This is a genomic window from Micromonospora sp. C41 (assembly GCF_018070485.1).
GTDB lineage: Bacteria > Actinomycetota > Actinomycetes > Mycobacteriales > Micromonosporaceae > Micromonospora > Micromonospora chalcea.
In genome coordinates this window covers 179,794-198,863 of sequence record NZ_JAGPXP010000005.1, presented here as the reverse complement: position 1 = coordinate 198,863, position 19,070 = coordinate 179,794, and the positions used below count along the sequence as shown (strand labels likewise).

At 72.5% G+C, this 19,070-nt stretch carries 18 protein-coding genes; 10 read left to right on the top strand and 8 right to left on the bottom strand.

From position 1 onward, the window contains the following. Positions 1–38 precede the first annotated feature (38 nt). The 9 genes from rpmH to KBX43_RS31395 all read left to right on the top strand — a co-directional run bounded on the left by rpmH (position 39) and on the right by KBX43_RS31395 (position 9,350). Positions 39–176 (top strand): 50S ribosomal protein L34, encoded by a 138-nt coding sequence (rpmH, locus tag KBX43_RS08185; protein ID WP_018788530.1) that lies wholly within the window; start codon positions 39–41, stop codon positions 174–176. Between the two features lie 34 nt (positions 177–210). Next, positions 211–624, top strand: coding sequence for a ribonuclease P protein component (rnpA, locus tag KBX43_RS08180; protein ID WP_043327680.1), 414 nt, complete (start codon positions 211–213; stop codon positions 622–624). Between the two features lie 41 nt (positions 625–665). Then, a complete protein-coding gene (gene yidD, locus KBX43_RS08175) occupies positions 666–905 on the top strand; it encodes a membrane protein insertion efficiency factor YidD (RefSeq protein ID WP_091567651.1) in 240 nt (79 codons plus the stop codon). Then, entirely contained in the window at positions 906–1,907 is a 1,002-nt protein-coding gene (yidC, locus tag KBX43_RS08170; protein WP_043327681.1) for a membrane protein insertase YidC, read from the top strand. A 212-nt stretch (positions 1,908–2,119) separates the two neighbouring features. After that, complete coding sequence (locus KBX43_RS08165) at positions 2,120–2,710, top strand: R3H domain-containing nucleic acid-binding protein (RefSeq protein WP_030499504.1); 591 nt, start codon at positions 2,120–2,122, stop codon at positions 2,708–2,710. Positions 2,711–2,946: 236 nt separating this feature from the next. Next, positions 2,947–3,813, top strand: coding sequence for a 16S rRNA (guanine(527)-N(7))-methyltransferase RsmG (gene rsmG, locus KBX43_RS08160; RefSeq protein WP_209964509.1), 867 nt, complete (start codon positions 2,947–2,949; stop codon positions 3,811–3,813). A gap of 246 nt (positions 3,814–4,059) precedes the next feature. Further along, complete coding sequence (locus KBX43_RS31835; RefSeq protein WP_307851486.1) at positions 4,060–5,400, top strand: AAA family ATPase; 1,341 nt, start codon at positions 4,060–4,062, stop codon at positions 5,398–5,400. 27 nt (positions 5,401–5,427) lie between these two features. Continuing rightward, positions 5,428–6,468, top strand: coding sequence for a ParB/RepB/Spo0J family partition protein (locus KBX43_RS08150; RefSeq protein WP_064448052.1), 1,041 nt, complete (start codon positions 5,428–5,430; stop codon positions 6,466–6,468). 2,024 nt (positions 6,469–8,492) lie between these two features. Further along, positions 8,493–9,350, top strand: a complete 858-nt coding sequence (locus tag KBX43_RS31395; protein ID WP_307851485.1) for a hypothetical protein — start codon at positions 8,493–8,495, stop codon at positions 9,348–9,350. Between the two features lie 2 nt (positions 9,351–9,352). On the opposite strand, the gene KBX43_RS08140 is transcribed toward KBX43_RS31395, so the two are convergent. Beyond that, on the bottom strand, positions 9,353–10,345 hold the full coding sequence (locus KBX43_RS08140; protein WP_043327686.1) for a D-alanine--D-alanine ligase: 993 nt from the start codon (positions 10,343–10,345) through the stop codon (positions 9,353–9,355). A gap of 7 nt (positions 10,346–10,352) precedes the next feature. Further along, positions 10,353–11,666: a PLP-dependent aminotransferase family protein gene (locus KBX43_RS08135; protein WP_064448053.1), complete on the bottom strand. Its 1,314-nt coding sequence runs from the start codon at positions 11,664–11,666 to the stop codon at positions 10,353–10,355. 282 nt (positions 11,667–11,948) lie between these two features. Between KBX43_RS08135 and KBX43_RS08130 the strand changes: the two genes are divergently transcribed. Continuing rightward, on the top strand, positions 11,949–12,614 hold the full coding sequence (locus KBX43_RS08130; protein WP_043327687.1) for a hypothetical protein: 666 nt from the start codon (positions 11,949–11,951) through the stop codon (positions 12,612–12,614). 7 nt (positions 12,615–12,621) lie between these two features. Here the strand turns inward: KBX43_RS08130 and KBX43_RS08125 are convergent, their stop codons facing one another. From KBX43_RS08125 to KBX43_RS08100, 6 genes are all read right to left on the bottom strand, one after another. Beyond that, positions 12,622–13,782, bottom strand: a complete 1,161-nt coding sequence (locus tag KBX43_RS08125; protein ID WP_043327688.1) for an N-acetylmuramoyl-L-alanine amidase — start codon at positions 13,780–13,782, stop codon at positions 12,622–12,624. Positions 13,783–13,947: 165 nt separating this feature from the next. Further along, entirely contained in the window at positions 13,948–14,271 is a 324-nt protein-coding gene (gene trxA, locus KBX43_RS08120; RefSeq protein WP_030499495.1) for a thioredoxin, read from the bottom strand. Between the two features lie 38 nt (positions 14,272–14,309). After that, positions 14,310–15,263, bottom strand: coding sequence for a thioredoxin-disulfide reductase (gene trxB / locus KBX43_RS08115; protein ID WP_064448138.1), 954 nt, complete (start codon positions 15,261–15,263; stop codon positions 14,310–14,312). Between the two features lie 175 nt (positions 15,264–15,438). Continuing rightward, complete coding sequence (locus tag KBX43_RS08110) at positions 15,439–16,386, bottom strand: hypothetical protein (RefSeq protein WP_113974483.1); 948 nt, start codon at positions 16,384–16,386, stop codon at positions 15,439–15,441. Then, positions 16,383–17,087 carry an RNA polymerase sigma factor SigM gene (gene sigM, locus KBX43_RS08105; RefSeq protein ID WP_064448055.1) on the bottom strand — a complete coding sequence of 235 codons (705 nt, stop codon included), beginning with the start codon at positions 17,085–17,087 and terminating at the stop codon, positions 16,383–16,385. The genes KBX43_RS08110 and sigM overlap by 4 nt, the downstream gene beginning before the upstream one ends. 43 nt (positions 17,088–17,130) lie before the next feature. Then, positions 17,131–18,744 (bottom strand): protein kinase family protein, encoded by a 1,614-nt coding sequence (locus tag KBX43_RS08100; RefSeq protein ID WP_064448056.1) that lies wholly within the window; start codon positions 18,742–18,744, stop codon positions 17,131–17,133. Positions 18,745–19,070 lie beyond the last annotated feature (326 nt).

Below are 19,070 nucleotides of genomic sequence, written 5' to 3'. Positions count from 1 at the left end.
ATCCGCCGCGCGGGGCGTACGACAACGGAGAGCCTGACGTGAGCAAGCGCACCTACCAGCCGAACAACCGCCGGCGCGCGAAGACCCACGGCTTCCGGCTGCGCATGCGCACCCGTGCCGGCCGCGCCATCATCGCTACCCGTCGTTCCAAGGGCCGCGCCCGCCTGTCGGCCTGAGGCCGACAGGTCCGGTCCGGGGACGTGGGCAGTCGTGCTGGCCGCCGCGCAACGACTGCGGCGCAGTAGCGACTTCGCCGCAGCGGTTCGCGGTGGCCGACGCGTCGGCCGTGGCGCCGTCGTGGTCCACCTGACCATCCCCGAGCCGATCGGCACCACCGCGACACCTTCGCCGGAGCCGGCGCGGACCAGCGGTGCGGAGACCTCCGCACCGAGCCGCGCCGGCTTCGTCGTGTCCAAGGCCGTCGGCGGCGCGGTGGTCCGGAACAAGGTCCGCCGCCGACTCCGGCACCTGGTTCGCGAGCGGCTGGCCGAGCTGCCCGCCGGCACGACCCTCGTGGTACGCGCGCTGCCGGCAGCCGCCGACGCCACGTACACCCGGCTCGGGGCCGACCTCGACGCCGCTCTCGCCGCCGCGCGTTCCCCCCGGGGACGGCGGTCGCGGTGACCGGCCCGACCGCGACTCCGTCGCCCACAAGCGGTGCCCGCATGCTGCTGGCGCCTATCATCGCGTACCGTCGGTGGATAAGTCCGGCTCTGCCGGCCCGCTGCCGGTTCTACCCGTCGTGCAGTGCCTACGCCGTGGAGGCGGTGTCCCGGCACGGTGCGCTGCGGGGCGCCTGGCTGACGGTCCGTCGGCTGTCGCGCTGCCATCCCTTCCACCCAGGTGGACACGACCCGGTTCCGGAGCCGGGCGACCGCCGCCGTGCCGACGTGACTGGAGCCTGAGTGTTTAGTCTCGACTGGATCTACTACGCGATCTCGTGGATCCTGCTGACCTGGCACTCGGCCTGGGACGCCATCGGAGTTCCGGTCGGGGCCGTGATCGGTACGAACTGGGCCTGGATCCTCGCCATCATCTTCCTGGTGGTGACGGTCCGGGTGATCCTGTTCCCGGTCTTCGTCAAGCAGATCAAGTCGCAGCGTGCCATGCAGGCGCTCCAGCCGAAGGTGAAGGAGCTCCAGGAGAAGCACAAGGGTGACCGGGAGACGCTCCAGAAAGAGATGATGGAGCTCTACCGGAAGGAAAAGGCCAACCCGCTCATGGGCTGCCTTCCGATGTTCCTCCAGATCCCGGTCTTCCTGGGCCTGTTCCACACGCTGCGCCGCCTCAGCCCGGACAACCAGGGCAAGACCCTGTACGGCTGGACTGTCGACCAGTTCAACAGCGCCTCGAACGCGACGCTCTTCACCGCGCCGATCTCCGGCAAGTTCGGCTCCACCGCGGAGGAGCTCAGCCGGCTGGGCGCGAACACCGGCACCGTCAAGGTCGTCGCCGGCATCCTGGTGATCATCATGATCGCCACCACCTACCTGACCAGCCGTCAGATGATCCTCAAGACCGGCTGGGCCGAGGACCCGCAGCAGCGCATGGTGCAGCGCCTGATGCTCTACGGCATCCCGCTGTCGCTGCTGATCTCGGGCGCGATCTTCCCGATCGGTGTGATCATCTACTGGGTCACCAACAACCTCTTCACGCTCGGCCAGCAGCAGTGGGTGCTGCGGAAGTTCCCGCCGCCGCCCACCGCGAAGAGCACCACCGCCGCCAAGAACACCGGCGGCAAGGGCCCGGTGCAGCCGGCCAAGACCGGTGGCCTGTTCGGCCGCAAGGCGGCCCAGCCGGCGGCGAAGGCCCCGGCCGCGGCGCCGAAGGTGGCCGGGCCGAAGCCGGGCGCCAAGCCGGTCAACCCGAAGAAGGGCGGCAGCCGGCCCGCCAAGCGACAGGGCTGAGTTCCACCGGGCCACCGCCGCGACACCGGCGGTGGCCCGTTCCGGTCACGTGCTGCCATCCGAGGAGTCGGCGCCGGGCCGGAATCGCCGCGCGACGCGCGGCCGCGGGCGAAACTGGCCCGTACAGACGTGCCCGAGGGCAACCGGCGAACCTCCCGCCGGCCCCGGGAGACCAGCGGACCCCCGAACGGTCCGGCCGAGCGAGTACGGAGATGAGACCCGTGACCGAGACCAGCATCCCCAGCGCCGACCAGTCCCTGGACGAGGAGACCCCCGTTACCGCCGCCACCGAGACCGAGGACGCCTCGGGCGAGGCCCGGGAGAAGAAGGCCCCGGCCGACAGCGACCTGTTCCGGCAGAGTGAGATCGCCGCCGACTACGTCGAGGGTCTGCTGGACATCCTCGACTACGACGGCGACATCGACGAGCTGGTCTCCGGCGGCCGTCCGGTCGTCGAGGTCGTCGGCGGACGGCTGCAGAACCTGGTCGGCCAGCGCGGCGCGACCCTGGAGGCGCTCCAGGAACTGGCCCGGCTGGCCGTGTTCCGCCAGACCGGCACGCCGAGCCGCCTGCTGCTGGACGTCGGCGGTTACCGGGCCGCCCGGCGCAAGGAACTGGCCGCCGTGGCGAAGAACGCGGTCGAGAAGGTCAAGGAGCACGGTGAGCCGGTGCGCCTGGAGCCGATGTCCGCGTTCGAGCGCAAGTGCGTGCACGACGTGGTGAACGCGATGAGCGGCGTGGAGAGCGAGTCCGAGGGCGTCGAGCCCAACCGCCGCATCGTCGTCCGTCCGGTGACGGACTGAGGTCCGTGATCTCCGACGAGACGACGGCAGGCGCCGTGGCCGGCCCGGGTGGTACGCCGCCCGGGCCGTCGGCTGTGCGCCCCGATCCCACAGTCGACCCGGTCTTCTCCGACGACGACGGGCCGGCCGACCCGGCGTACCCGGAAAGGGCCGCGACCGACCCCGGCGAGCCCGCCTTCTCGGCCGAGCCGGCGGTGGTGACCGGGGTCGAGCCCGCCGACCCGGCGATGGACGTGATGCCCGCGTTCTCCGGCGAGCCGGCGGCGGACGTGGCACCGGTGGCCGCGGCTGCGGCGGCCGACCCGGTGTTCGCGGAGCCGGCGGAGGACACGCCATCCCCTGTGGACGGTGCGGAGTCGACGGCCGTCCCCGATCCGGCGTCCGCGACGCTGCCGCCGGAACTGGCGGAGGCGGCCCGCGCGCTCTTCGGCGACCGGCTCGACCTCGCCGCCGCGTACGCGGAACTGCTTGCCACCGACGGCGTCGTGCGCGGTCTGATCGGCCCCCGCGAGACGCCGCGGCTCTGGGACCGGCACCTGCTCAACTGCGCGGTGGTGGCCGAGCGGATCCCGGAGGGGGCGAGCGTGATCGACGTCGGCTCCGGCGCCGGACTGCCCGGCCTGGTGCTGGCGATCGCGCGTCCCGATCTCACAGTGACGCTCGTGGAGCCGCTCGCGCGGCGTACCTCCTTCCTGATCGAGGCGGTGCAACGCCTCGGCCTGACCCGCGACGTCCGCGTCTTCCGCGGGCGGGCCGAGGAGGCGGCGGCCGGGTCGCGGGACCGGGAGCCGCTCTCCGCCGACATCGTGACCGCCCGCGCGGTGGCGCCGCTGGACCGGCTCGCCGGTTGGTGCCTACCGCTGCTGGTCTCCGGCGGCCGCCTGGTGGCGCTCAAGGGCGCCTCGGCCGCCGAGGAGATCGCCGAGCACACCGAAGCGGTGGTACGCCTCGGCGGCGGCACGCCCGAGCTGCACCGGTGCGGCGACGGGGTGATCGAGCCCCCGGCGACCGTGATCGAGGTGGTCCGTGAGCGCGTGGTGAACCCGCGCCGGGCCAAGAAGCCGAAGCGGTCGCGTGGCGGCCGCCGTCGTGGCGACCGCTGACCGAAACGGCTGTCCGGACGCCCACCCGGTCGTTGGACCGGGTGGGCGTGACGCGATCGATCACAACCCGACATGGACCCACCGCGCCCGTCGGCCGTAGGCTGACCGCGCGTCGATAGTGTGGAACGGCGGTGCCGGGCGGCACCCGAACCCGATGGTTCCCGCCGAGCCGACCACGCCGGGCGAGGGCCCGGTATTCGATTCGACGGGTGCGGACCGACCATCCGGAGCGGGTAGGGATGACAGGTGCATGACGACGGCAGGTACGACGATCCACGCTTGACCGGGCCCGGAGGGAAATCCCCCGGCCCCGTTTCACGTGAAACCAACTACCGGGAGTGGACGGTGAACGAGCCCCGCGATCCGTCCGCCTCTTACCCGCCGGCCGAGCCGCCGCCGCAGCGGCGGGACACGCCGCACGCCGGTTCCGTACGGCCCGTCTCGTCGGCGCCGGCGAACGTCCCGCCGGCCCGTGACCCGCTCGACCCGGCAGACGGCCCGGCGAACGCGCCGACGCCGCGGCCACCCGCGGTGCGGGCGAACGTCGCGGTGCCCGCTCGCTTCGAACCCCAGCCGCCCGTCTCGGCCGTGCCGCACCAGGCCGCTCCCGAGGTCACCGTGACGCCGTCCGACACGCCACAGGCGAGCGGGTACGGCGACGAGGTAGACGCCAGCACGTACGTTTCACGTGAAACCCCGACGCGCGAAGAGGATGATCCACCGTTGGCTATGGAGGCGATGCGCGCCGTGCAGATCCTGAATCCCAGTGGCGAGGTCACCATGCCCCGCCCGGACCGGACCCGGGTGATGTGCGTCGCCAACCAGAAGGGCGGCGTGGGTAAGACGACCACCACCGTGAACCTGGCCGTGGCGCTCGCGCTGCACGGCAACCGGGTGCTCGTGGTCGACCTTGATCCCCAGGGCAACGCCTCCACCGGTCTGAACGTCCCGCACCACACCGGCGTGCCCGACGTCTACGACTGCCTGATCGACAGCGTGCCGCTCGAAGAGGTGGCGCAGGCCGTCGAGGGCATCCCCAACTTGTGGTGCGTACCGGCCACGATCGACCTGGCGGGCGCCGAGATCGAACTGGTCTCCGTGGTGGCCCGGGAGTCGCGCCTGGCGCGGGCGATCGCCGCGTACCCGGGGCACTTCGACTACGTCTTCATAGACTGCCCCCCGTCGCTCGGCCTGCTGACCGTCAACGCGCTCGTCGCCGCGCAGGAGGTGCTGATCCCGATTCAGTGCGAGTACTACGCGCTGGAAGGGCTCAACCAGTTGATCAACAACATCAACCTGGTGCGCCAGCACCTCAACCCGAAGCTCGAGGTCTCCACCATCCTGCTCACCATGTACGACAGGCGCACCCGGCTGGCGGACGCGGTGGAGCAGGACGTCCGGAACCACTTCGGCGACAAGGTGCTCCAGGCCGTCATCCCGCGCAACGTGCGTGTCTCCGAGGCACCGAGCTACGGCCAGTCGGTGATGACCTACGATCCCGGTTCGCGGGGAGCCACGAGTTACTTCGAGGCCGCCCAGGAGATCGCGGAACGAGGCGTCAAGGAGCCGGTGAGCCGGAATGCGTAGTGCGGAGATGTCGCTGGGAGGCGTCGCATGAAGAACCGTCCCCGCGGCGGACTGGGCCGAGGGCTCGGCGCCCTCATCCCCACCGGACCGGTACCGGGCGCCGAACCGGCGGCCACCGAACCGGAGTCGTCGGCAGTTGCCGCGTCGCCCTCGGCTCCGGTCGCAGGCGCGACCGCCGCCATCACCGGCGGTGTCGGAAGCACCCCGTCGCCGGCCGTCGAGCCCGAGTCGCACCTGAGCCCGGTGCCCGGCGCACGCTTCGCCGAGATCCCGGTCGACGCCATCGTGCCGAACCCGAAGCAGCCCCGGCACGTCTTCGACGAGGAGGCGCTGGAGGAGCTGAAGACCTCGATCCAGGAGGTCGGCTTCCTCCAGCCGATCGTGGTCCGCCAGCTCGACACCGAGAAGTACGAACTCGTCATGGGTGAGCGGCGCTGGCGCGCCGCCCAGGCGGTCGGCCGGGAGACCATCCCCGCGATCGTCCGGGACACCAAGGACGACGCGATGCTCCGGGACGCGTTGCTGGAGAACATCCACCGCGCCAACCTGAACCCGCTGGAAGAGGCGGCGGCCTACCAGCAGCTGCTGGAGGAGTTCGGCGCCACCCACGAGGAGCTGGCCCGGCGGATCGGCCGCAGCCGCCCGCAGATCTCCAACACCATCCGGCTGATGAACCTGCCGGCCGCTGTGCAGCGCCGGGTCGCCGCCGGAGTGCTCTCCGCCGGTCACGCCCGGGCACTGCTCAGCCTCGACGACGCCGAGGCGCAGGAGCAGCTCGCCAAGCGGATCGTCGCCGAGGGCATCTCCGTACGCGGTGCCGAGGAACTGGTGCACCTGGCGCTCGCCGAGGAGCCGGCGAAGACGGCTGCCGCGAAGCGCCGGCCGAAGCCGCACGCCCCGGCGCTCACCGATCTCGCGGACCGGCTCTCCGACCGGTTCGACACCCGGGTGAAGGTCGACATCGGCCGGAGCAAGGGCAAGATCACGATCGAGTTCGCCACCGTTGACGACCTGGAGCGGATCGTCGGGATCATCGGCATGGACGGTGAGGAGCAGCCCGAGGCGTAGCCGTCAGAGGTTGTCCGGCCGGCCGCATCGCCCGCGAGGGGGTGCGGCCGGTTCTCTTTCTTCAGGACGCCGTTTCGGTTGCGAACCGTCTGCTGCTGCCCGCGCGAGGGCTTGGCCAGCTCGGCGTCCTTCCCGCTGGTTTCACGTGAAACGAGAATGCCGGTGCCCGGTGCCCGGTGCCCGGTGCGCGGTGGCGCGGTGGCGCGGTGGCGCGGTGGCGCGTGGCGAGGGGGCGCGGGTGACGCGGTGGCGTCGTGGCGCGGGTGACGCGGTGGCGCCGTAATGCGGGTGGCGGGGGTAGCGGTGGTAGCGCGGTGGCGATGTGCCGAGGCGACGCGGTCGCGCGGCGGCGGGATAGGCCGGGTGGCTAAGGCGACTGGCGGAACCTGGGCGGCTGGTTCGCTTCTGCCCCGGGTTGGGGTGCCGAACTCGCGGACTACTCGCCTCAGAAGGAGGGCAAGGACCGGGTGCAGCCCGGTCGGTAGGCGGCGGCGTTTCACGTGAAACGGGTAGGCCCGCGTGAGGCCGCTGAGCACTCCCGCCGCCCCGCCGATGCGGCGCGCGACGCTACTGGTCGAAGCTGTACATCGAACTGCCCACGAAGCGGCGGCCGCTGCCCGAACAAGAACGTCCGCTCGGGCATGGGCAAAGGGCAACCACGTGGGTTGCCGACCTGGGCTCGTCGCCTTTGGGTCACCGTGGCCCGCCCTTCGGGCCCAGTCCCATGCCGGCCGCTACTGGCCACCCGGCCAAACGATGACGCACGTCCATCGCGTCGATGCTGACATCGCGTCGCTGATGCGGCCGTCTCGCCGATGCCCCGCGCCGGTGGCCGTCGGTGCAGCCGCCGCCGCTGCGCACTCACCGCCCCGACACCCACCGCCCCGCACGCTGCCATCCCGCCAGAGCGGCAGCTGGACCGAGTGGAACACCATGGGTGTCAAAACGCCTCGGAGACACCCATGGTGTTCCACCGCACCCGGGGCGGCTGGCGTTGGCGAGCCCGGACCGAAGTGGTCCCGTCTGGGGGCGCGCGTTTCCCAAGATGTCCCCGTCGCCCCGGCCGATGACCACCCTGTCAGCAACGCCTCCAGACCACCCGCACAGGAGCCGGATGAGTTGTCGCTAGCCGCTGATCCCTCGCAGGTTCGAAGCGGGGGCGCGAGAATGCTCGCCGGAGCGACCGAGCGACCGAGCGACCGAGCGACCGAGCGACCGAGCGACCGAGCGACCGAGCGACCGAGCGACCGAGCGACCGAGCGACCGAGCGACCGAGCGACCGAGCGACCGAGCGACCGAGCGACCGGAGCGACCGAGCGGCCGGAGCGGCCGGAGCGGCCGGAGCGGCCGGAGCGGGCCGGAGCGGGCTGTCCGGCCGGGGCGGCCAAAGCGGCGGGGCGGCCGGGAACGGCAGGAGCCCGGTGACCCGGCTGGCCCCGGTGGCTCGGGGTGAGCCGCGGTGCGCCGCTGAGCCGAGGTGGCTCGGATGCCGCTTCGTGGGCCGGCCTGGCGGACGCTGCCGTCCCGGCTGCTTGGCACTCGGCGGGTGTCCGGCCGGGCTGTGCCCTCATGTCGCAGACCGGTTGGTCGACTCGACGGGCGGCGGACCGGTCGAGAGTCACCGTGGATCAGCCGGCCATCGAGAACCCCGGCCCAGCGAACCCCCGCGCCGGGCTGACGTAGGACGCAGCCTCCGGCGTACCGAGGACCGGCGTGGAACCACGGACGATCCGACCGCCGTCGTTTCACGTGAAACCGACCGCAAGAAGCCCTTCCCGAACCCGGTACGGATCGCGCGCCCGATCGTTGGAAGAACGGATCCACACGCCCTCCAGTTATCCACAGCAGTTGTCCACAGGCTCGTCTCGTTTCACGTGAAACGAAGCGCGGAAACCCTTGCTGAGCAGTGGATGACGCACCGTACTGGTGATCTCGGCACCCTGTGGACAACGTGGTGGACAACCTGTGCGCGGCCAGTGGAACGGGTAGGGACAGGCGTCGCCAACTCGGTTAGGGTCAGCGTCGTGCCGGACACCCCTCCCTCAGTTCCAGACTTCACCCAGTGGCCGTCCTTTCCCTTCGAGGGCGATCTCCGCGTCAAGCAGCTCGACGAGCCCGTACCGTTCGAACCTCCCCGCCGCGGCGAGGCGGACCGGGAGTGCACCGCCTGCAATGCGCCCGACGAGGCGTACATCTGGGTCGGTGAGCGGTGGCGGGTCCGTGCCATGGACCGGCCCACCGGTCTGCCGATGGTCCTGATCCTGGAGTCCCGGTCCCACCTGGATCTGGGCGACCTGCCGAATCTGCTCGCCGCCGAGCTGGGCGTGATGACCGTGCGCCTGGAGCGGGCCGTCCGGTCGCTCGACGGCGTGGCCCGGGTCCACGTGAATCGTTGGGGCGACGGTTCCGCGCACCTGCACCTGTGGTTCCTGGCCCGGCCGTACGGGCGGCTGCAACTGCGCGGCACGTTCCTGTCGCTGTGGGACTCGATCCTGCCTCCCATCTCCGAGGACAAGTGGCGGGAGAATCTGGCCCTGGTGGCCGCGTGGCTCGCCGAGTTCGGTGGCCGGCCGCTCGCCGAGCCGCCGCGCATCCAGTGGCAGGCCCCGTCGAGCTTTGCCCCGGCCTCGGCCGCGGACGCCGCTGAGGAGCCCGAGGACGAGCCCGCATCAGTGATCGAGGCTGCGGACGAGATCCCGGAGTCCGAGGCGGCAGGGGGCGTCTCAGACCCCTCCGCGGGCCCGTCGGTCGACGACCCGGAGCCGGAGGACGGATCCGAGGCGGCCGAGGAGCAGGAGACCGGGGACGCCCCGACTGCTGGCGAGGCCGAGGACATGGTCGAGGACGACCAGCCGCGGGCGGGGCGTACCCGGGAGGGCTGACCTCAGCGGCGGGCGGCGGCCCGGGTCACGAGCGTGCCGAGCACCCGGCCGAAGTCCAGCCCGGCCGCCTGGATCGCCAGCGGCAGCAGCGACGTCTCGGTCATGCCCGGAGAGACGTTCACCTCCAGCACGTGCGGGTCACCGCCGGCGTCGACGATCAGGTCGACCCGGGACACGTCGCGCAGGCCGAGCGCGGTGTGCGCGGCGAGCGCCACCTCGGTCACCCGGGCTGTCGTCGCGGCGTCGAGCCGGGCGGGCGCGTGCCAGGTGGTACGGCCGGCGGTGTAGCGGGCCGCGTAGTCGTAGACGCCGTTGCGCGGCACGATCTCGACCGGGGGCAGGGCCTGCGGGCCCTTGCCGAGGTCGAGCACGGAGACCGCCACGTCCATTCCGGGCACGTAGCGCTCCACGAGTGCGGTCTGGTCGTACGCGAAACAACCCACCATGGCGGCCGGCAGCGACGCCGCCTCCCGGACCACGGCGGCGCCCAGTCCGGAGCCGCCCTGCGCCGGTTTGACCATCAGCGGCAGCCCGAGCCGGTCGACGATCCGGTCCAGGACGGCGACCGCGCCCAGCTCGGAGAAACGGTCGTGCGGCAACGCCACCCAGTCGGGCGTCGGGATGCCCGCCTCGCGCAGCACCGCCTTCGCCGACGGCTTGTCCCAGGCGAGCCGGGACGACCGGGCGTCGCAGCCGACGTAGGGCACGTCCCAGAGGTCGAGCACGCCGCGCAGCGAGCCGTCCTCGCCGGTGGCGCCGTGCAGGGCGATCACCACCGCGTCCGGCGGGTCGGCGGTCAGCGCGGGCAGCAACGCCACGTCGGCGTCGCGCAGCTCCGCCTGCACGCCGACCGCGCGCAGCGCGTCGAGCACCCGGCGGCCCGACCGCAGCGAGACGTCCCGCTCGTAGGAGAGGCCACCGGCGAGTACGAGCACGTGCAGCTCGTCGACGGCGGATCCGGTCACGGGAGGCGGTGCGGCAGGGCTGTCGGACATGCGGGCATCATGCCAAGTCGGGACCGGGCGCGTCCGAGCCGCCCTGGCGTCGGCGGGGTCCGGCACCGCCGACCGCGCCGAAGACCTTCCGCATCGCGATCTCCTGCTCCATCACCCCGGCCAGCCGGCGGACACCCTCGCGGATCCGCTCCGGCGTCGGGAAGGAGAAGTTCAGCCGCATGTTCCCGGCGCCGGTGCCGTCGGCGTAGAAGCCGGTCCCCGGCACGTACGCGACGCGGGCGGCCACTGCCCGCGGCATCATCGCCTTGGAGTCGAGCCCGTCGGGCAGCGTCGCCCAGACGAACAGGCCGCCCTGCGGCCTGGTCCAGGTGGTGCCCTCCGGCATCAGGTCGGCCATCGCGTCGAGCAGCGCGTCCCGGCGCTCGCGGTAGATCTCGCGGTAGACCTTGAGCTGCTGCCGCCAGGGCATGGTGCCGAGGTACGTCGAGACGGCCGACTGGGCGTAGGCGCTCGGGCAGAGGATCTGCGCCTCACTGGCGATGACCAGCTTGTCGCGGACCGCGTGCGGGGCCAGGATCCAGCCCACCCGCAGGCCCGGCGCGAACGTCTTGGAGAACGTGCTCAGGTAGAAGACCCCCTCGCGCCGCCGGGCCCGCAGCGGCCGGGGCGCCTCGCCCTCAAAGCCGAGCTGACCGTACGGGTCGTCCTCCACCACGAGCAGCCCGGCGCGCTCACAGATGTCGAGCACCCGTTCGCGCCGCTCCTCGCTCAGCGTCACGCCGGCGGGGTTCTGGTAGGTGGGGATGGTGTAGAGGAACTTCACCCGGCGCCCGGCCCGGGCCAGGTCGGCGATGGCCACCTCCAGCGCCTCCGGGATGAGCCCTTCGTCGTCCATCGGCACGTGGGCCACCTGGGCCTGGGCGGCCTGGAACACCCCGAGCGCGCCGACGTACGTCGGCCCCTCGGCGAGCACCACGTCACCCGGGTCCAGGAAGAGCCGGGCCACCAGGTCGAGGGCCTGCTGGCCGCCGACGGTGACGACCACGTCCTCGGGGGAGGCGCCGCACGAGGCGTCGATCCCGGAGAGGGACATCACCTCGCAGATCCGCTCGCGCAGCTCCGGGGCGCCCTGGCCGACGCCGTACTGGAGGGTGGTGGCGCCGTGCTCGGAGCCGAGCCGGCCGAGCATCTCGCCGACCGCGTCGAGCGGCAGCGCCGCGATGTAGGGTGCCCCACCGGCGAGCGAGACGACCTCCGGCCGGTTGGCCACCGCGAAGAGCGCCCGGATCTCCGAGGCGGTCATCCCGCGGACGCGCCGGGCGTACCTGTCGGTGTAGTCGTCGAGCGTCGTGCCGGTCATGACATCACCTCGATCGGGTGTCGGCGGGGCTGCCGCCCGGTGTGGTACCCGCGATGCCGACATCCATTGGCGGCGAGGGCCGGTTGGTCGATCGTAGTCCCCGGTGACGGTAGCGGCACCGGCCGTGTGGACACGTCCACATCCCGGACCCGCCACTCGGCCGTCCGGGCGGGGGTTCACGCGTTCCCTCCCGTACCGCCGGACAGGGGCGTACGATCGCTCGTCGGGAGCAGGAGGGCGCGGGAGGAACCGGCGCTCCGAGCCTATTGGTGGGGTGCGCTCATGTCGCGACGTCTGGTCAGCCTGACCCTGGACACGCTGGAGGACCTGCCTCGATCGTGCCGGCGCTGCGTCTACTGGGAGCTGGATCCGGTCTCCGCGGAGCGGGCCTGCGCAGCAGGTGACCCGGGCCTGGAGAAGGAGGCGTGGGTCTCCCAGACGCTGCTGGAGTGGGGTTCCTGCGGCAAGCTCGTCTACGTCGACGGGATGCCGGCCGGCTTCGTCATGTACGCGCCGCCGGCGTACGTCCCGCGCTCGATGGCGTTTCCCACCTCGCCGGTCTCGGCGGACGCGGCGCTGCTGATGACGGCGCACGTGGTGCCCGCCTTCGCCGACGGCGGCCTGGGCCGGATGCTGGTCCAGGGCGTGGCCCGCGACCTGACCAAGCGCGGCATCAAGGCGATCGAGGCGTTCGGGGACGCCAAGTTCGGCGACGACGCGGACGACCCGGCCCGCGCCTGCGTGGCGCCCGCCGACTTCTTCCTCTCGGTGGGCTTCAAGACGGTCCGGCCGCACCCGCGCTACCCGCGCCTGCGGTTGGAGTTGCGGACGGCGCTGAGCTGGAAGTCGGACGTCGAGTACGCGCTGGAGAAGCTGCTCGGCTCGATGAGCCCGGAGACGCTGCTGCGGCCGGTCCGCCCGGCGCCGGCCACCCGCTCGACCAGCTGAGCGGGGATCAGTCGACGACGGTGCCGGCGGCGAGTGCCGCCCGCAGTTCGGTCACGTCGATCGAGCCGGTCGGCACGTCGCGTTCGATCGGCAGGTACATCCGCTGCACCGCGGCGACGATGGCCTCGGCCACCCGGTCCCGGAACCGGGGGTCGACCAGCCGGGCCCGGTCGTCCGGCGAGGTCAGGTAGCCGACCTCGACGCGTACCGCGGGCATCCGGGTGAGCCGGAGCAGCTCCCACGCCTTGGCGTGGGTACGGCAGTCACGCAGCCCGGTGCGGGCCACGATCTCCCGCTGCACCAGCCCGGCCAGACGTTCGCCGGTCGCCGACGTGACGCCGTTGTCGGTGCCGTAGTGGTAGGTGGCGACCCCCTCGGCGGCCGGGTTGGCGTGGTGGTCGGTGTGCAGCGAGATGAACACGTCGGCGCCGAGGGAGTTGGCGAGCTGGGCCCGGTCCGCGTCGGGCAGGCAACTCGCGGGCGCGGGGCCCCGGGTCAGCTGCACCCGTACGCCGGCCGCGGCGAGCCGCCCCTCCAGCCGGCTGGCGAGGTCGTGCACGAGGTCCGCCTCGGTCCAGTGCAGCGGGCCGTCGGGCACCACCACGCCCGGGTCGGTGCCTCCGTGCCCCGGGTCGATCACCACGGTCCGCCCGACCAGTTCCGGCCCGGCCTGCCGGATGGCGTCGGACTCGCGCAGCCATTGCGGGCGTCCGCCGACCACCTTGCGGCCGAGGCGGCGCAGCGCGTTGACGGTGTGCGGCCCGCACGACCCGTCCGGTTTCAGCCCCATCTCCCGCTGGAACTGGGCCACCGCGCGGGAGGTGCGGATGCCGTAGATGGCGTCGGCGCGCCCCACGTCGTACCCCATCTCCAGGAGGCGTTCCTGGAGCGAGCGGACGTCCTCGCCGGTGATCGGCTCGGGTACGGCGTGGAAGAGCGCGCGGGCGCCGAACCGCCAGCGGGCCGCGTCCAGCGCCCGCCAGGTCTCGGCGCCGACGCGCCCGTCGACGCTGAGGCCGCGGGACTGCTGGAACGCCCGGACCGCGCGTTCGGTCTCGGCGTCGTAGTCGTCGCCTCCGCCCTCGGCGGGAAGAAGCTCCAGGCCGACGAGGACGGTCCGGATCTCGGCCACCGCCGGTCCCTGGTCACCGGGTCGGATCGGATGCACGACGACCCCCTATGCACGGACGTTGGCAGGACCGGAACTCCGACGAGATGCTTACGGAGCGTACCGTGACCGGTACCCGGCGGGTTCGTGTTCATGCAGGTCAGAAAAGCCGGAACCCCCGTCACCCGGGCGGGGTGACGGGGGTTCCGGCGCTGCCGGTACGGCTCAGAGCGCCGACTCGATGAGCTTGAGCAACTCGCCCTTCGGCTTGGCGCCGGCGATCGACTGCACGGGCTGGCCGTTCTTGAAGATCGTCAGCGTCGGCACCGACATGACCCGGTAGGCGCGCGCCGTCTCCGGGTTCTCGTCGATGTTGAGCTTGACGATGGTGACCTGGTCCTTCATCTCGCCGGCGATCTCCTCCAGCAGCGGCGAGACCTTGCGGCACGGGCCGCACCACTCCGCCCAGAAGTCCACCAGGACCGGCTTGTCGGACTGCAGCACGTCGCTGACGAAACTCGCGTCAGTGACCGCCTTGGTTGCTCCCACTATGAACTCTCCTCCTCCGAACCTTGCTCGTCGAACTCTCAGCCCTGGATGGTGGCGATGAAGCGCTCGGCGTCCAGCGCGGCGGCACAGCCGGTGCCGGCCGCCGTGATGGCCTGCCGGTAGGTGTGGTCGACCACGTCACCGGCCGCGAACACGCCCGGCACGCTGGTACGGGTGCTCGGCGCTTCGACCTTCACGTACCCCTCGTCGTCGAGCTCCACCTGGCCGCGGAACAGCTCACTGCGCGGGTCGTGCCCGATCGCCACGAACACGCCCGTGACGTCGAGCACCTTGCTCTCGCCGGTGTGCACGTTGCGCACCCGTACGCCGTTGACCTTGCCGTCGTCGCCGAGGATCTCCTCGACCACGGTGTTCCACTCGACCTTGATCTTCTCGTTGCTCAGCGCCCGGTCCGCCATGATCTTGCTGGCGCGGAACGAGTCGCGGCGGTGGAGGATCGTCACCGACTCGGCGAACCGGGTGAGGAAGCTGGCCTCCTCCATCGCCGAGTCGCCGCCGCCGACCACCACGATGTGCTGGTTGCGGAAGAAGAAGCCGTCACAGGTGGCGCAGGACGACACCCCGTGGCCGAGGTATTCCTGCTCGCCCGGCACACCGAGCGGCCGCCAGGCGGAGCCGGTGGAGAGGATGACGGCGCGGGCGCGGTACGCGGTCTCGCCCACCCACACGGTGCTGACCGCGTCGGAGCCGATCTCGCCGGTGTCCTTCAGCTCGACCCGGGTCACGTCGTCGGTGAGGAACTCGGCGCCGAAACGCTCGGCCTGCTTGCGCATGTTGTCCATCAGCTCGGGCCCGAGGATGCCGTCGGCGAAGCCGGGGAAGTTCTCCACCTCGGTGGTGGTCATCAGCGCGCCACCCGACTGCACGCCCTCGATCACCAGCGGCTTCAGGTTGGCGCGTGCGGCGTAGACCGCAGCCGTGTAGCCGGCCGGACCGGAGCCGATGATGATCAGGTTGCGGACCTCGTCCACTGCCGTCTCCCGATGTGTGTGTTCGTCACCGGCCGCACCGATGTCGATCCCGAGTGCCGACGGCTCAGCGGCGCCGGCGCCTGACTTGCAGAACGTCATCGTACGAAGCGGGGATTCCCGAGCCGGTCATCCGGTGGGTCAGGTCACGTGCGGGACACGCGTGATGACCGCGTTTTCACCCTACCCGCGTACGGAAGCGCGTGTCCGCGCCGGACCCGGGCACGCCGCACTCCGGCCCGCTCGCCCAGCCCCAGCGGGCGCCGGTCGCGTCGGCGAACGTCACCACGAGCGCCGGAGCGCCCTGGTACCGGGCGTAGTCGATCATGTCGATGGTGAGCGGGGTGGCGCCGTGCTCCGCGCCGATCGCGGTGAGGCACGCGCCGAGCGTTTCCGGCCGGGTCAGCCGGTCCAGCCCGGCGAACCCCCCGGCGCGGTACTTGTCGCTGTACAGCGGCGTCTCCGGGCCGTTCTCCCGCGCCGCGCCGGACGGAGCGGCCATGTCCTGCGGCGTCGACTTCGCCCCGGTGGGCACGCGGGCGGCGGCGAGGCGTTCCGGGGTCCAGTCGGTGCCGCTGCGCAGCGCCGGTCCGGTGGTCCGGTACGGCGCGGCGGCCATCGGCGCCGCCTCCCCGGCCGCCCGGTCGGCCGTACCGCCGTCGCCCGGGTCGGCCAGCCGGCCGACACCGAGCCCCACCGCCGCGACCGAGGCCGCGGCCAGGGCCACCGGCCCGGCGATCCGGGCCCAGCGCCGGGGACGACGACCGGGGCCGCTGTGTCGTTCGGGACGCGACGCGGCGCCGGGCGGGCGGGCCGCGCCGCCGGCCTGAGCCGGTACGACGGGCGTACCGTCGCGCAGCGCGCCCGGTCCGGCCCCGGCGAGCGCCGCCGTGATCCGGTCGGTCACCGCCACCGGCATCTCCGGCGTGGGCGCCGCCGCCCAGCCGGCCAGGTCGGCGTGCACCAGGTCGACCGCCTCGGCGAGCGTCTCGTACGCGACCCGCCATGCCGGGTCCTGCTCGACCAGCCGGGCCACTGTCGCCTGCTCGGGGGTGCCGTCCAGCGCCCCGCCGAGGTAGTCGGCGAGCAGGTCGTGGTCGACCTCGCTGAACTCCCGGGAAGTCACGGCTCCTCCTGGCTGACGGCCTGACGGGACGCTCCCGACGAGGATCCGACGCCCTCGGGGCCCCGCCGGTTCCCGGAGGTGACCCGCGGCACGTCGGCCGCGGGGGAGTCGGAACCGGTCCGCAGGTGCCCGAGCAGGACGGCGAGCCTCGCCCGGCCCCGGGCGCACCGGCTCTTCACGGTCCCCTCGGCGACGCCGAGCATCAGGGCCACCTCGGCGACCGGATAGCCCTGCACGTCCACCAGGACCAGCGCGGCCCGCTGTTCGGCCGGTAGCGCCGCGAGAGCCTGCCGGACCACGAGCGCGGTGTCGTGGTCGTGTGCCGGTGCGGCCGGTTCCCGCCCGCCGGTGTGCCGGCCCGGTTCGCCGTCGGTGTGCGTCCCGTCCGGCAGCGGGACGGTGGCGTGGGTCTGCCGCCGCCGGATCCGGTCCAGGCAGGCGTTCACCACGATCCGGTGCATCCAGGTGGTGACCGCCGAGTCGCCCCGGAACCGGGCGGCGGCGCGGTGGGCGGAGAGCATGGCGTCCTGGAGGGCGTCGGCCGCCTCCTCGCGGTCGCCGATCGTACGCAGGGCGACCGCCCAGAGCCGGTCGCGGTGCCGCTGGAACAGTTCGGTGAAGGCGTCCCGGTCGCCCGCCACGTGGGCCCGGAGCAGGTCCAGGTCGGAGCGGCCGGGCTGCGGGTCGTCGCGTTCCGCCATCACCACGTCCGGCGGAGGTGGCGCGGCGGGCGCGGCCGACGGGTCACGAGCCCTGGACCGTGATCTCCTGGACGCCGAGCTTCCAGGTGCTGCCATTGTCCTTCACCGGCAGCTTGGTGATCCAGAAGAGGAGGTACTGGTACTTCTGGTCCGGCTGGAAGGCGTCGAAGATCATCTTCGTGCCGCCGTTCTCGTTCGCCGGCCCGACCACCGTGGAGTAGGCGTTCACCAGCTGCTTGTCGCCGGCGGAGGTGGACGGGAAGTCGCCGCGGGCACCGGTACGCAGCTCGACGGTGGCGCCGGTGGCCGACAGCGTCGCCTCCAGCTGCTTGACCGAGTGCGGGGCACCCAGGTCGATCCAGACGCCCATGCCCTTCTTGAGGCCGCCGAACTTGGCGTTCGTCCGGTAGGTGTTGGTCTCCCAGCCCTCGTCGTCGTCGCCGTCGATGACCTTCTCGGCGTTGCGCACCTCCGCGCGATCGCCGTCCGGGTCGATGATCCGTACGTCCTGGATGGTGAGCTTGCGGACCTGCGCTGCGGGCTCGTCGCCACCGCCGGCGCTGGCCGGCGCGCTGTTCGACGGCTGGGCGACCGGCTCCTTGTCGCCGTCGTCGCCACCGCCGAGCGCGTTGATGCCGATGAGCAGCCCGACCAGGGCGACAGCCAGCATGCCGGCGATGCCGATGGCGACCTTGCGCCCGCCGGCCGCGGCCAGCGGCGAGGGCTCCTCGCCGGGCTCGGCGGTGAAACGCAGCGGCCCGGCCTGCTCCAGGAACTGCTCGTCGGCCGGGATGTCGAGCCGGCTCAGCTCGGCGGCCAGCACGTCCGACGCCGGCGGGTCGATCTCCCGGTCGAGCAGGTCCATGGTCAGGTCGTCGAGGTACGCCGGTACGCCGGCACGCACCTGCCGGGGCGCGGCGATGGCGCCGGCGGCGTCGCGGACCGCGTCCGGCAGGGCGGCGCGGCCGTGCCCGGCGGTGGCGCCGTGCAGCGGGGCCTCGCCGTGCGGCCAGTGCCCGGTCAGGGCGAAGTAGAGCACCCCACCGACCGCGCGCAGGTCGTTCTGCTGGCTGTCCGCCCCGTCGGTACGCGCGTCGGCGAGCACCACCCGGCCGTCGTCGCTGATCATCACCGTGCCGGGGTGCAGGTTGCCGTGCACCATGCCGGTGGCGTGTACGGCGGCGAGGGCGCTCGCGACGGCGTTGCCGATCGCCGTGGCCCGAGCCGGGTCGAGCGGCCCGTCGGCGGCGACCATCTCGCGCAGCGACTGCCCGTCCACCCACTCGCGGACCACGTAGGCGCGGTCGTCCTCGTCGATCGCGTCGTAGACGCCGACCAGGTTGGGGTGGATGACGCGGCTCGCGGCGACCGCGGCCTGAAGCATCTCGGTGGCGGAGTCGCCACCCGGGTAGCGGAGGACCACCGCGACGGGACGGCGGAGCACCACGTCGACACCGCGCCAGACCAGCCGGCCCGCGCTGTCGTTGTTGATGTGCTCGACCAGTTCGTACCGCTCGGCGAGCAGCTCACCGACCGTGGGAGCACCGAAGGTCACGACCGCAGGAGAGGTCTCCTCCGCTTCCTGACCCTCGCCGACCTGGGTCACCCGTCCTCCCTCGGTGATCGCGTCGATCGATGGACCCGTGCTGCTGGGCATGTGGCTTCCCGCTCTGCCTTCGGTGGAACGGCCGCGGTCTCGACGCCGCGTCGATCCCGGTCGTACCCGTCGAGAGCGACCTTACCCGGGATGCCCGGTTCTCCGACATGTCATCTTCCCGCTGTGACCGGCCGGAAGGCCAGTCGCCACGGGCTCCCGGCCGGGTCGCCCGCCCACCCGGCGGGCGAGCCGGACACGCACCGCCAATCTAGAGGTTGACGGCAACGAGGTGGCACAGGGGCGTACCGGTGCGGCGACAGGGAGGTTTTCCCCTTCCCGGCCTGCGCTCCCTCGTCCGTACGGTTGGTTGTCCACAGGCCGAGAGG